At 65.0% G+C, this 12,972-nt stretch carries 14 protein-coding genes; 7 read left to right on the forward strand and 7 right to left on the reverse strand.

All coding sequences use genetic code 11. The features are described 5' to 3' along the window. Positions 1–20: 20 nt before the first annotated feature. From AC1Q7Q_RS02725 to pbpG, 3 genes are all read left to right on the forward strand, one after another. Positions 21–473 (forward strand): acyl-CoA thioesterase, encoded by a 453-nt coding sequence (locus AC1Q7Q_RS02725; RefSeq protein WP_150987792.1) that lies wholly within the window; start codon positions 21–23, stop codon positions 471–473. Between the two features lie 28 nt (positions 474–501). After that, positions 502–1,203 (forward strand): nitroreductase, encoded by a 702-nt coding sequence (locus AC1Q7Q_RS02730; RefSeq protein ID WP_492375934.1) that lies wholly within the window; start codon positions 502–504, stop codon positions 1,201–1,203. A 367-nt stretch (positions 1,204–1,570) separates the two neighbouring features. After that, positions 1,571–2,716 (forward strand): D-alanyl-D-alanine endopeptidase, encoded by a 1,146-nt coding sequence (pbpG, locus tag AC1Q7Q_RS02735; RefSeq protein ID WP_492375935.1) that lies wholly within the window; start codon positions 1,571–1,573, stop codon positions 2,714–2,716. Between the two features lie 93 nt (positions 2,717–2,809). On the opposite strand, the gene AC1Q7Q_RS02740 is transcribed toward pbpG, so the two are convergent. The 3 genes from AC1Q7Q_RS02740 to AC1Q7Q_RS02750 all read right to left on the reverse strand — a co-directional run bounded on the left by AC1Q7Q_RS02740 (position 2,810) and on the right by AC1Q7Q_RS02750 (position 5,958). Beyond that, complete coding sequence (locus tag AC1Q7Q_RS02740; RefSeq protein WP_492375936.1) at positions 2,810–4,222, reverse strand: FAD-binding oxidoreductase; 1,413 nt, start codon at positions 4,220–4,222, stop codon at positions 2,810–2,812. A 30-nt stretch (positions 4,223–4,252) separates the two neighbouring features. After that, complete coding sequence (locus AC1Q7Q_RS02745) at positions 4,253–4,999, reverse strand: FadR/GntR family transcriptional regulator (protein WP_492375937.1); 747 nt, start codon at positions 4,997–4,999, stop codon at positions 4,253–4,255. Between the two features lie 173 nt (positions 5,000–5,172). Beyond that, positions 5,173–5,958, reverse strand: a complete 786-nt coding sequence (locus AC1Q7Q_RS02750; RefSeq protein WP_150987776.1) for an IclR family transcriptional regulator — start codon at positions 5,956–5,958, stop codon at positions 5,173–5,175. A gap of 75 nt (positions 5,959–6,033) precedes the next feature. On the opposite strand from AC1Q7Q_RS02750, the gene AC1Q7Q_RS02755 reads away from it, so the two are divergent. Genes AC1Q7Q_RS02755 through AC1Q7Q_RS02770 form a run of 4 tightly spaced genes read left to right on the forward strand, consistent with a single transcriptional unit; the run spans position 6,034 to position 8,647 of the window. Beyond that, positions 6,034–6,162: a hypothetical protein gene (locus tag AC1Q7Q_RS02755; protein WP_492375938.1), complete on the forward strand. Its 129-nt coding sequence runs from the start codon at positions 6,034–6,036 to the stop codon at positions 6,160–6,162. Between the two features lie 33 nt (positions 6,163–6,195). After that, positions 6,196–6,921 (forward strand): (Fe-S)-binding protein, encoded by a 726-nt coding sequence (locus tag AC1Q7Q_RS02760; protein WP_150987773.1) that lies wholly within the window; start codon positions 6,196–6,198, stop codon positions 6,919–6,921. A 41-nt stretch (positions 6,922–6,962) separates the two neighbouring features. Then, positions 6,963–8,372, forward strand: coding sequence for a LutB/LldF family L-lactate oxidation iron-sulfur protein (locus AC1Q7Q_RS02765; RefSeq protein WP_492375939.1), 1,410 nt, complete (start codon positions 6,963–6,965; stop codon positions 8,370–8,372). Then, on the forward strand, positions 8,372–8,647 hold the full coding sequence (locus AC1Q7Q_RS02770; protein WP_492375940.1) for a hypothetical protein: 276 nt from the start codon (positions 8,372–8,374) through the stop codon (positions 8,645–8,647). Before AC1Q7Q_RS02765 ends, AC1Q7Q_RS02770 begins: the two co-directional genes overlap by 1 nt. A 91-nt stretch (positions 8,648–8,738) precedes the next feature. Here the strand turns inward: AC1Q7Q_RS02770 and AC1Q7Q_RS02775 are convergent, their stop codons facing one another. From AC1Q7Q_RS02775 to AC1Q7Q_RS02790, 4 genes are all read right to left on the reverse strand, one after another. Then, entirely contained in the window at positions 8,739–9,533 is a 795-nt protein-coding gene (locus AC1Q7Q_RS02775) for an ABC transporter ATP-binding protein (RefSeq protein ID WP_492375941.1), read from the reverse strand. A gap of 1 nt (position 9,534) precedes the next feature. Continuing rightward, positions 9,535–10,431 carry an ABC transporter permease gene (locus tag AC1Q7Q_RS02780; protein ID WP_492375942.1) on the reverse strand — a complete coding sequence of 299 codons (897 nt, stop codon included), beginning with the start codon at positions 10,429–10,431 and terminating at the stop codon, positions 9,535–9,537. A 153-nt stretch (positions 10,432–10,584) separates the two neighbouring features. Then, entirely contained in the window at positions 10,585–11,556 is a 972-nt protein-coding gene (locus AC1Q7Q_RS02785) for an ABC transporter substrate-binding protein (RefSeq protein WP_043345265.1), read from the reverse strand. Positions 11,557–11,879: 323 nt separating this feature from the next. Beyond that, positions 11,880–12,938 (reverse strand): aldo/keto reductase, encoded by a 1,059-nt coding sequence (locus AC1Q7Q_RS02790; protein ID WP_492375943.1) that lies wholly within the window; start codon positions 12,936–12,938, stop codon positions 11,880–11,882. Positions 12,939–12,972: the final 34 nt, after the last annotated feature.

Raw genomic sequence — 12,972 nt, forward strand, 5'->3', positions numbered from 1 at the left:
TCCCCATTTCGCGCTTTTCGATGAAACCGACCGCAGATACCCGCAGCGCCTATCGCCATTTCCAGCCCATCACCACGCGCTGGATGGATAACGACGTCTATGGCCACGTCAACAACGTCATCTACTACAGTTATTTCGATACCGTGGTGAACACCTACCTGATCCGGGAGGGCGTGCTGGATATCGAGTCCGGCGACACCATCGGGCTGGTGATCGAGACGCAATGCAATTATTTTGCCGCGCTGAGTTTTCCCGACACGGTGGTGGCGGGGCTGCGCGTGGCGCGGCTGGGCAATTCGAGCGTGCGCTACGAAGTGGGCCTGTTCCGTAACGATGAAGACGTCGCTGCGGCGCAGGGCCATTTTGTTCATGTCTATGTGGATCGCGCCACGCGCCGCCCGGTGCCGCTGCCGCCCGCGTTGCGCGATGCCCTGCAGGCCCTGGTGTGCGAACCCGCGGATGCCGGTGCATGATCCGGCCCGCGCAGAGGAGTTAACAACCATGGATTCGCTGCAGAAACGGAGCGCCGCCCTGATCGATCAGGCCATCATCACGCGCCGCTCGGTGCGCGCGTTTCTCGATACGCCGGTGCCGCGCGACGTGGTCAACGAGATCCTGGCCGTGGCCAGCCGGGCGCCGTCGGGCACCAACGCACAGCCATGGCGGGTCTATGTGCTGACTGGCGATGCCAAGGTGAAGCTGTCGGCGGACGTGCTGGCCGCTTACGACGATCCGCAGCGCGACAGCAAGTATCGCGAGGAGTATCCCTACTATCCACGCGAGTGGGTGGCGCCGTACATTGACCGCCGCCGCAAGGTAGGTTGGGACCTGTACAGCCTGCTGCAGATCAGCCGCGAGGACAAGGCGCGCATGCATGCGCAGCACTCGCGCAACTTCACGTTCTTCGGTGCCCCGGTGGGCATGATCTTCACGATCGACCGCATCCTGGAGCTGGGCAGCTGGCTGGACTACGGCATGTTCCTGCAAAGCATCATGGTGGCGGCGCGGGCGCGCGGGCTGGATACCTGTCCGCAGGCGGCGTTCACCCAGTTCCACGCGGTCATCGGCAATCACTTGCGCCTGCCGGCGGATGAAATGGTGGTGTGCGGCATGGCCCTGGGCCATGCTGACCCCGCCGCCATAGAGAATACCCTTAGTACCGAGCGTGAACCGGTAAGCGGGTTCGCGCGTTTCTTATCTTAAGAAGCTGTCGGCGGCGAAGGCCCGCTTTGTGCCGTCGCTGCCGCTGCATGTTGGCTCGGGGCAACCCCACGGGCGGGTGAGAAAGATGAAACAGTGTGGAATTACCACAGTCGACGTCGGTCTTAATGCACGTGTCATGTGATGCGTGCCCCGCATTTGCCGTAATGTGGAATTGTTTGCAAATCGAACTTTAAAGAGGCTTCGTAAGTCTTTAATCTTGCTAACAATTTCTTTTTTTCCTAAACTGGCGCAATCCTAGTTGCGCGCTGAATGAATCATGTTCCGGTCTGATTCCCCCCTATTTTTGCGATTCTTCGGCTCTACCCCTCTTACTTCGGTTGCAGCCTCTGTGCTGTTGACCGTTTCCATGCTGGCCGCCCCTGTGGCCGATGCCGCGACGAAAACGTCGGACACCGCTAAAACCAGCAAAAAGTCGGCAAAAGTCGCCAAGTCCGAAAAAAAATCGGCAAATTCCCCCTCTAAATCCGCGAAATCCAAGCAGGTCGCGACCAGCGGCAAGGCCGAGCGCGCCACTACGCGCAAGGTCGTGGTACTGAAAAACGGTAAGCGCACCGTGGTGGCGCAGCGCCAGGCGGTACCGGTTCGTGCGGCGTTCATCCCCGCGAAACCCTCGCTGGGCGAGGCGCTCGGCCTGCGTGACACCGAAGACGCGCTCGCGCTGCGCTCCAGCGTGGCGCTGGTGATGGATCAGAACTCCAACGAAGTGCTGTTCCAGAAGAACGCCGCCGCGGTTCTGCCGATCGCCTCGATCACCAAGCTGATGACCGCCCTGGTTGTGATGGATGCGCGCCAGCCGATGGACGAGGTGCTCACGATCAACGAGGAAGACCGCGACAACGAAAAGCACAGCAGTTCGCGCCTGCGCTTTGGCGCGCAGCTCTCCCGTCAGGAGGCGCTCCTGCTGGCGCTGATGTCCTCGGAGAATCGCGCGGCATCGGTGCTGGGCCGCAGCTACCCGGGCGGCCTGCCGGCCTTTGTGCAAGCCATGAACCGCAAGGCACGCGAGCTCGGCATGAACGACAGCCACTTCGTCGATTCGAACGGCTTGTCGAGCAGCAATGTGTCGAGCGCGATGGACCTCGTGCGCATGGTCAACGCGGCGTACCGCAACCCCACCATCCGCGAGTTTTCGACGCAGACCGAGCATGAGGTCAATGTACTGGGCCGCACCCAGCACTACGTCAGCACCAACCGTTTGGTTCGCGGCGGCAACTGGGAGATCGGCCTGCAGAAAACAGGCTTTATCTCCGAGGCTGGCCAGTGCCTGGTGATGCAGGCACGCGTAAATGGCCGCAATGTGGTGATGGTGTTCCTGGATTCCGTTGGCAAGCTGTCCCGCTTCGCCGATGCCAACCGCGTCAAGGACTGGCTGGAACACGTGCAGACCGGGCCTGGCCGCCCTTTTCCGACGTCCCCAAACCTGACGCAGGGGCCTGGCAGCCCAACCAGCCCCCAGGCAATCCTGACCGCCCAGCAGCCTCGCGGCATCTGATGGCGGCGCCGGAGTGATCTGGCCGCCTGCTGCTTGAAATCAAAAAAACGCGCCGTCACCGGCGCGTTTTTCTTTGGGGCGTGGGCGGCGCGCTTAGAGCAGCTTGCCCGGATTCATGATGCCGGCCGGATCCAGCAACTGCTTGATGCCCTGCATCATGCGCAGCTCGAGTGGGTCCTTGAGGCGTAGGAAATCATCGCGCTTGAGCTGGCCGATGCCATGCTCGGCGCTGATGCTGCCGCCGTAGCGCGCCACTTCATCCAGCACTTCGGCGGTCAGCGCCTTGCCATGCTGCGCGGTCCAGTCGCGCTCCGTGCCCGCGGGGCGCGACAGGTTGTAGTGCAGGTTGCCGTCGCCGAAATGCCCGAAGATAAACGGGCGGATGCTGGGGCTGATGGCCTTGAGGCGCGCCTCCATCGACACCATGAAGGCCGGGATCTGCTCGATCGGCAGCGACACATCGTGCTTCAGGTGCGGCCCGTCGGCGCGCTGGGCCTCGGAGATTTCCTCGCGCAGCTTCCACAGACTCTGCAGTTGCGACAGCGACGCAGAGACGGCGGCGTCCAGGCACAGCTCGCGCTCCAGTGCCTCGCCAATCACGCGCTCCAGCAGCACGTTGAGGGCGGCTTCGTCGGTGGTGTCGGCCAGCTCCACCAGCACATAGGCGGGATAGCGTTGGCTGAAGGGTTCCTGCACGCCTTCCGCATGCTTGAGCACGAGGTCGACACAATCGCCGGTGAAGAATTCGAAGGCTTGCAGGCGAGCGCCGCACTGCGCGAACAGCAGCTCGAAGAGCTCCAGCGCCTGCAGCGGGGAGGCCACTGCCGCAAGCACCACCGAGCGTGCGTCGGTGCGCGGAAACAGGCGCAGCGCTGCCGCGGTAATGACGCCCAGCGTGCCCTCGGAGCCGATCAGTAGTTGCTTGAGGTCGTAGCCGGTGTTGTCCTTGCGCAAGGCGCGCAGGCCGTGAAAGATCTCGCCGTTGGGCAGCACGGCTTCCACGCCCAGCACCAGCTCGCGGGTCATGCCGTAGCGCACCACATTGACCCCGCCGGCGTTGGTCGCGAGATTGCCGCCGATCTGGCAGGAGTCCTCGGCTGCCAGGCTGAGCGGCAGCAGGCGATGCGCCTCCTGCGCGGCGCGCCGCAGGTTGCCCAGGATGCAGCCCGCTTCGGCGACGAGCGTGTTGGCGATGGTATCGATCGAGCGGATCGCGTTCATGCGGTCCATGCTCAGCACCACGTTGGCGGGGCTGCTGTCCGGCGCGGCACCGCCGCACAGGCCGGTGTTGCCACCCCGCGGCACCACCGGGACCGCGGCCTGCTGGCACAAGGCCAGGCAACGTGCCACTTCATCCACCGAGCGCGGGCGCACCACGGCCTGCGCGTTGCCACGGTAAAGGCCGCGCCAGTCGGCGAGCCACGGTGCAACCTGGTCTGGCTCGGTGGCGACCACGTCGGTGCCTAGCGCTTCGATCAGGCGGGGCAGGAAAGCTGAATTTTGCATGATGGGTCTATCCGGAGTGGCAATGCGGCTTCAGGCCGCGGAATGAGTGGGGTCCTGGCCGCTGGTGAGGGGCTTGCCGCGCGCTGCCAGTTGCAGGCCCAGGCGTGCCGCCGCGCCGCGCAGGTGGGCTACCGCCGCGGCGCGCGCTTGTTCAGGGTCGCCGGCGCGGATCGCGTGGAAGATGGCCAGGTGTTCCTGGTGGACCTGTTCGGACAGGCCTTCCTGCTGGCGGGTATTGAGCCGCGCCACATGCACGGCCTGGTGCAGTTGCAGGTTCAGGTACTGCAGCAGCTGCAGGTAGTACTTGTTGTGGGTGGCGGTGGCGATCGCCACATGGAAGGCCGTGTCTGCCTCAGCGCCGCGGTGCGGGTCGTGCAATTGCGCCGCGAGCCGGTCCAGCAGCGCCTGCATGCCGGAGACATCCTGCGCGGTACGCCGCAGCGCCGCCAGCGCGGCGGCGGCGCTCTCCAGATCGAGCCGCAGCTCGTAGATGCTGGCCAGTTCGTCGCGATCGATGCCGATCTCCTGCGGCAGCTGGAAGCCGGCATTGCCCACGCGCGAGCGCACCGTGCTGCCCACGCCCTGGCGGCTTTCGACCAGGCCTTGGGAGCGCAGGTGCTCGGTCACCTCGCGGATGACGGCGGGGCTCACACCGTATTGCTCGGCAAGCTGCTTGCCGGTCGGCAGCCGGGCGCCAACGGGGTAGGTGCCGCCGGCGATCTCGGCGCGCAACTGCTGGGTTACCTGTTCGGTGAGGGTAATGGCTTTGGTCCGCATGCCCAGCAGGATATAGCTATTCAGGTTATCTGAAAACTAAGGGTATATACCTAATTCTCGATTGAGGCCCTGCGTGAGGGAAAGGGGAGAAGGGGAAGGGAAAAGGGAAGGGGGCGAGGTAAGGGTTCGGCGCGAAGGGCGCGTGGCTTCCCGCGCCGTTCACCCCGCCGTGTTCAGGCTGCGACGTCAGTCGCGTAGCCCATGCCGCGCGAGATCTGCAACGCGGTGTCCTTCAGGTTTTGCAGCCAGCTGTCCTGCAGGCGGTCGGCCGGGGCCGAAAGCGACAACCCGGCCACCAGACGGCGCGAGTCGTCGTAGATGCCGGCGGCGATGCAACGCACGCCGAGTTCCAGCTCTTCGTTGTCGCGCGCATAGCCGTTGGTGCGCACCCAGTTGAGTTCGCGCTCGAGCTTGATCAGGTCGGTGATCGAGGTGCGGGTGTGGCCGGCCAGCCCGGTGCGGGTGGCGTAGTTGCGAACGCGCGCCACTTCGTCGGCGGCCAGAAACAGCTTGCCGACCGAAGTCAGGTGCAGCGGGGCGCGGCCGCCAATGGCGCGCACCACCTGCATGCCGGAGCGCTCGCTATAGGCACGCTCGATGTAGACGATCTCGTCGCCTTGCCGCACCGACAGGTTCACCGTCTGGCCCGTCACGCGGTGCAGGGCCCGCATCGGTGCCAGCGCGGCGTCGCGTACCGACAGCCGGGCCTTGACCAGGTTGCCGAGCTCCAGCAGCCGCATGCCAAGCCGGTAACTGCCCGGATCGGAGCGGTCCACAAAGCGGCAGGCCACCATGTCGTTGAGGATGCGGTGCGCGGTGGACGGGTGCAGCCCGGTGGTCAGCGACAGCTCCTTGAGGCTGACCGGATCAGCGTGCTGGGCGAGCGCATCCAGCAGGGTCATCATGCGTTCGATGACCTGGATGGACGTCTTGCCGGGGGCTTTGTCTGCTTCTGCCATGGGGAAATGTTGCCGTGCGGCAAATTAAGCGGTTGCCTGATTCTATCTCGCATTGTGAAAATTTCAATAGGTGAAATGGCATTGCCGAAAGAATCTTCTGATTTTGCTGGTAGCGAATGTGTCGAAAAAGGCATGCAAAAAAGCGGCGAATTCACCCCTGCCGTGCGCGCTTTTGTATGCTGGCCGGTGCGCAAGGGCGCATAATTGCGGGGTTTCGGGGTCTGGAAAAGGGAAACAATGCGAGTTGGTCTGTTCGCCACCTGCCTGGTGGACCTCATGCGTCCGGAAATCGGCTTCTCGGTGCTCAAGTTGCTGGAGAAGGCTGGCTTCGAGGTGATGGTGCCCGAAGCCCAGACCTGTTGCGGGCAACCTGCCTACAACTCGGGCGAGCGCACGGCATCGCGCGACCTGGCGGAAAAATTCCTGCGCGAGTTCGAAATGTTCGACTACGTGGTGATTCCGTCCGGATCCTGCGGCGGCATGGTGCTGCACCACTATGCGGACCTGCTCGGCGACGACCCCGAGTTGAATGGCCGATACGAAGGCCTGCGCTCGCGCGTGTTCGAGTTGACCGATTTCCTGGTCAACGTGGCCAAGCTGGGCGAGTTCGATTCAAAGTTCACGGGCCGCATTACCTACCATGACTCTTGCTCCGGCTTGCGCGAACTGGGCGTCAAGAGCCAGCCCCGCGCTCTCCTGGCGCAATTGCCCGGTGTGCAACTGAGCGAGATGAAGGACTGCGAGGCTTGCTGCGGATTCGGCGGCACCTTCTCGGTCAAGTACGGCAATATCTCCACGGCCATCGTCGATGAGAAGTGCGCCAACATCAAGGCCAGCGGTGCCGATGCCGTGGTGCTGGGCGACCTCGGCTGCATGCTCAATATCGAAGGGCGCCTGCGCAGGACCGGCGACACGCGTACCCAGGTGCTGCATATCGCGCAAGTGCTCGCCGGTGATGCCTGATCCCGGCCAGCTGAAAAACAAACCTTAGCGAGATCCCCGCTATGCAAGTTCGCAGCATGGAGTTCAAAGCGCGCGCGGGCCAGAAGCTGGCCGACCAGCGCCTGCAGCAGAACCTCAAGAAGCTCTCCACCAAATTCGTCACGGCGCGCGCCGACGCCATCCGCGACATCGACTTCGATGCCACCCGCGAGGCACTCAAGGAGCGCCGCGACCGCGCGCTGCAGAACCTCGACGTCTGGCTCGCCACCTTCGAGGAAAACGCCACGCGCCGCGGCGCCACCGTGCTGTTTGCCGAGACCACGGCCGACGCCGCGCGGCTGGTAGCCGAAATTGCGCACAAGCACGGCGTGAAGAAGGTCATCAAGAGCAAATCGATGGTGACCGAGGAAATGCGCCTGAACCAGGTGCTGGGCGAGATGGGCGTGCAGAGCATCGAGACGGATCTGGGCGAATACATCCTGCAGATCAACGATGCCGAGCCGCCGTCGCACATCATTGCCCCGGTAGTGCACAAGGACAAGGAAGAGATCGCCGATCTCTTCGCCAAGGTCCACCACAAGCCGCGCCTGACCGATATCTCGGAGATGACGCGCGAGGCGCGTGAAGTGCTGCGGCCGGAATTCCTGTCGGCCGACATGGGCGTGACCGGCGGCAATTTCATCATTGCCGAAACAGGCTCGGTGGCGGTGGTGACCAATGAAGGCAACGAAGGCATGTGCACGGTGATGCCGCGCGTGCATGTGGCCGTGACCGGCATCGAGAAGGTGCTGCCGACGCTGGAAGACCTGGCTACCGTGATGCGGCTGCTGCCGCGCTCGGCCACCGGGCAGGCCATCTCGAATTACTTTTCGCTGCTGACCGGCCCGCGCGCCGAGGGCGAGCGTGACGGCCCGGAGCATATGTATTTCGTGCTGGTCGACGGCGGGCGCAGCGGCCTGATCGGCGGCGACTTCCAGGACATGCTGCGCTGCATCCGCTGCGGTGCTTGCATGAACCATTGCCCGGTGTACCAGAAGATCGGCGGCCATGCCTATGGCTGGGTCTACCCGGGCCCGATGGGCAGCGTGCTGACGCCGAGCTATGTCGGCATCGCCAATGCGCTGGACCTGCCGCAGGCTGCCACGCTGTGCGGAGAATGCAACCGCGTGTGCCCGGCTTCGATCCCGCTGTCGGACCTGCTGCGCAAGCTGCGCGAGAAGCAGATGGAGCGTGGCCTGCGTCCCTGGCAGGAGCGGCTCGGGCTGCAAGTGTGGGGCTACGTGGCGCGCCGCCCGGGGCTATACGCCTTCGCCACTCGCGTCGGCGCGCGCTTGCTTGCGCGCATGGGCGGCAGCAGCAAGCTGATTGCCAGCTTGCCGATGGCGGGCCGTGGCTGGACCGAGACCCGCGACCTGCCGGCACCGAGCGGACGCACGTTCCGCGAACTTTACAAAGAAAGGAGGGCGCGTTGATGGCCACGACCACGAACAATGCACCGGCGCTGGCAACCATGCGCGCCGCACTTGAACAACACGTCGGCGGCCAGCTCGCGGCCGATGGCCTGGTGCGCAGCTGGCGCGAGGCAGCTCCCGGCCTGGTGCTGCCGCCGATGTTCGGGCAGGCGATGGAAGAGCTGCTGCGCCGGCTGGAGATGGCGGCGGTATTCGCGCAGGATAGCTGCTCGTTCTCGAGCACCGCCGTCACCGACCAGCTCAAGCGCTGGCTGGACAAGGCGGCCACAGCCTGAGCAGCCACACGCCGTGCCCGAATGCAAAAGGCCCCCGCTCAAGCGGGGGCCTTTTGCATGGGTGCGTGGCTAAGCGAACGAAGCGCGAGGCTCAGCCCAGCAGCAGGGCATCATCATCCAGCTGCTCATGCCGTGTCTGCTCGAACATGCGCAGCAGGTCCGGCACGTCCAGCCCGGCGCGCTGGTCGCCCGACACGTCCAGCACCACCTGGCCCTGGTGCAGCATCACCGTGCGTTGCCCGTAGTCCAGCGCCTGGCGCATGCTGTGCGTGACCATCATCGTGGTGAGCTTGGCTTGCTCCACGATCTTGGCGGTCAGCTCCAGCACGAAGGCGGCGGTCTTCGGGTCCAGCGCAGCGGTGTGCTCGTCCAGCAGCAGGATCCGCGAGGGCTGCAGCGAGGCCATCAGCAAGCTCACGGCCTGGCGCTGGCCGCCCGACAGCAGGCCGATGCGGTCGGTCAGGCGGTTTTCCAGGCCGAGGTTGAGCAGGCGCAGCTTGTCGCGGAATAGCTCGCGCGAGGGCTTGTTCAGCGCCGCGCGAAAGCCCCGGCGGCTGCCGCGTGCCATGGCCAGCGCCATGTTTTCTTCGATCGTCAGTGCCTCGCAGGTGCCCGCCATTGGGTCCTGGAAGACGCGCGCCACCAGCGGGGCACGGTCCCAGGCCGGCTTGCGCGTGACGTCGACGTCGTCGATCGTGATGCGGCCGGTGTCCACCATCTGATCGCCGCTGATGGCATTGAGGAAGGTGGATTTACCGGCGCCGTTGGAGCCGATCACGGCAACGAACTGGCCCGTCGGGATATCCAGGCTGAGGCCGCGCAGCGCGCGCGTCTCGATCGGGGTGCCGGGATTGAAGGTGAGTTTCAGGTCTTGTGCGCGCAGCATCTCAGGCACCTCCGTTCTTGCGGCCGAACAGCTTCTTGCGGGTCCCGGGCAACACCAGGGCACCGGTCACCAGTACGGCAGTGACCAGGTTCAGGTCTTGTGCCTTGAGGCCGATGAACTCGCTGTTCAGGGCCAGCGCAATGAAGAAGCGGTAGAGGATGGCGCCCAGTACCACGGCCAGCGTGGTGTACACCAGCCGGCGCGCCGGCAGGATGCTCTCGCCGATGATCACCGCGGCCAGGCCGATCACGATGGTGCCGATGCCCATGGAGATATCGGAGCCGCCCTGGGTCTGCGCGAACAGCGCGCCCGCGAGGGCTACCAGGCCGTTGGACAGCGCCATGCCCGCCAGCGTGGCGCGGCCGGTGGCGATGCCCTGGGAGCGCGCCATGCGCGGATTGGCGCCGGTGGCTCGCATGGCCAGGCCGAGCTGCGAGGAGAAGAACCAGTCCAGGCCAACTTTGGCCACGACCACCACGATCAGCAGCAGCGCGGGGCGCAGCATGTAGTCGGGCAGCCAGTCCGGCTGCAGGATGGTGAAGATGGTCGACTCGGTGATCAGCGGCACATTGGGCTTGCCCATGATGCGCAGGTTGATCGAGTACAGCGCGATCATCATCAGGATACTGGCCAGCAGGTCCATGATCTTGAGGCGCACGTTGAGCCAGCCGGTGACGAAGCCGGCAAAGGCGCCCGCAACAATCGCCAGCGCGGTGGCGATGAACGGATCCTGGCCCGAGGCGATCAGCGTGGCCGCCACGGCGCCACCCAGCGGGAAGCTGCCATCGACCGTCAGATCGGGGAAATTGAGGATGCGGAAGGAGATCAGCACCCCCAGGGCGACGAGGCTGAAGATCAGGCCGATCTCCAGGGCGCCCAGCAGGGAAAAGAGGGACATGGGGGAAATCCAGTTGCTTGTGTCCGGCACGGGAGGCCGAATCTGAAAACGCCTGGCACGCTGCCCGGGTCAGGCGGCGCGGCGCAGGCGTTTCCGGGGGCGGGCCCGGATAGAGCCACCTGCGCGAGAACGCGCAGGGTCAGCGTGCCGTGATTACTTGATGACGGTCTTCGCTTCCTTGATCAGCTCGGGCGACAGCGTCACGCCTTGCTTCTCGGCCGCGCCGGTGTTCACGAACAGCTCCAGCTTGTCGCTGGTTTCCGAAGCGATCGCGCCGGGCTTCTCGCCCTTCAGGATACGCACCACCACCTTGCCGGTCTGATGGCCGAGGTCGCCGTAGTTGATGCCAAGCGCGGCAATGGCGCCACGCTTGACGCTGTCGGTATCGGCAGCCACCAGCGGGATCTTCGACTCGTTGGCAACCTTGACCAGGGCTTCGTACGCCGACACCACGTTGTTGTCGGTGTTGGTGTAGATCACATCGACCTTGCCGATCAGGCTCTTGGCGGCGGCGCCGATGTCGACCGTGCGCGGTGCGGCGGCTTCCTTCAGCGTCATGCCTTCCTTGGCCAGCATCGCCTTCAGCTCCTTGACCACCACCACCGAGTTGGCTTCACCGGGGTTGTAGACCATGCCGACCGTCTTGGCCTTGGGCACCACGCGCTTGATCAGGGCAACCTGGCGGTCCAGCGGCAGCTTGTCCGACACGCCGGTCACATTGGTGCCCGATGCGCTCCAGCTCTTGACCAGCTGGGCGGCGACCGGATCGGTCACGCCGGAGTACACCACCGGCACCGACTTGGTGGCGGCCACCACGGCCTGGGCCGACGGCGTGGCGATGGCCACGATCACGTTGGGCTGGTCGCCAACGAACTTGCGGGCGATCTGCGCGGCCGTGCCGGTATTGCCCTGCGCGCTCTGGTATTCCCACTTCAGGTTCTTGTCGGCGTCAAAGCCGGCGGTCTTCAGCTCGTCGCGCACGCCATCGCGGATGGCGTCCAGCGCGGGATGGTCGACGATCGAGAGCACCTTGACGGTCTGGGCCTGCACGGCGCCACCGTACAGCAGCGCGAGGGCGACGGCGCTGCCCAGGATGGTCTTGGTCGATGTCTTGAGACACTTCATAATTTTTAATCTCCCCCGGATATGGGTTCTGGGTGATGAGCCGCGTTTCGTTCTCGATAAGAACTGGTCCGCCGTCTTGCCCGGCGGCGCGCTGCGCCAACCGGCCGGTCCGTTGTGTGGGCGATACACCAGGCGGCAGGCTGGAGGACGCTCTTGTACAGCGGATACGACGGCGATAAGCCTGCGAGGATACCATTTTCGAGGCGAAATTTGCCCGGTTTTGCCCTGTTCCAGTGCGTCAGTAGGGGAAAACGGCAGGCCCGGAGCGCGCCATGGGCGGCGCCGGGCGGCGCACCGTCGCTGGTGCCTGGAACGCGGAAACGTTACTGCGCCGGATTGTGGATTTCGGCGTGGATGCGGGCAATGGCCGCGGTGATCGCCTCAGGCAGCGGCGTTTGCCAGGCATCGATGTTCTCGCGCAGTTGTTCCAGCGAGGTGGCGCCGATGATGGTGCTCGCCGCGAACCAGCGCGAGTAGCTCCAGGCCAGCGCCAGCGTTGCCGGCGAGAGGCCGTGCTCGCGTGCCAGCGTCACATAGCGGGCTGCCGCGGCCAGGCTTTCCGGGCGCAGGTAGCGCGGGCTCCAGTCGGGCGGGAAGCGCGTCAGGCGGCCCTTGGCCTGCGCGTCAAACACGGGGTGGGCGAGGTCGCCGCCGAGGTACTTGCCGGTGAGCTGGCCAAAGGCCAGCGGGCTGTATACCAGCAGGCTCACGTCGGTGCGAAAGCACGCCTCGTCCAGGCCCTGCTCGAAGCTGCGGTTGAGCAGGTTGTACGGGTTCTGGATGGTGGCGATGCGCGGCAGGCCGTGCAGCTCCGCCTGCTTGGCGAACTCAGCCACGCCCCACGGCGTTTCGTTGGACACGCCGACATAGCGGATCTTGCCCGCGCGCACCAGCTCGCCCATGGCTTCGAGCTGCGCCTGGATCGAGGCGCACTCGCGTTCATTGGCCGGATCGAACTGCTTTTGCCCGAAGATGGGCGCGTTGCGAGCGGGCCAGTGGATCTGGTACAGGTCGATGTAATCGGTCTGCAGGCGCGCCAGCGAGGCGTCCACCGCCGCGCGGATGCTGTCCGGGGTCAGGTCGCCGCCATTGCGGATCCACGGCATGCGCGCCGGGCCCGCCACCTTGGTGGCCAGCACGATGCGCTCACGCTGCTGGCGCTTGAGCCAGGTGCCAACGATGCGCTCGGTGCTGCCATAGGTCTCGGCACGCGGCTTGACCGGGTACATCTCTGCGGTGTCGATGAAGTTGATGCCGCGCGACACCGCGTAGTCGAGCTGGCTGTGGCCTTCGGCTTCGGTGTTCTGCTCGCCGAAGGTCATGGTGCCCAGGCAGATGCGCGAAACCTGCAGGTCGCTGCGGCCAAGACGGGTGGTTTCCATGGCTATCCTTGTGAGACTGGGGTGATAAGGCGCA

It is taken from the genome of Cupriavidus sp. GW823-FHT07A04 (assembly GCF_058794615.1).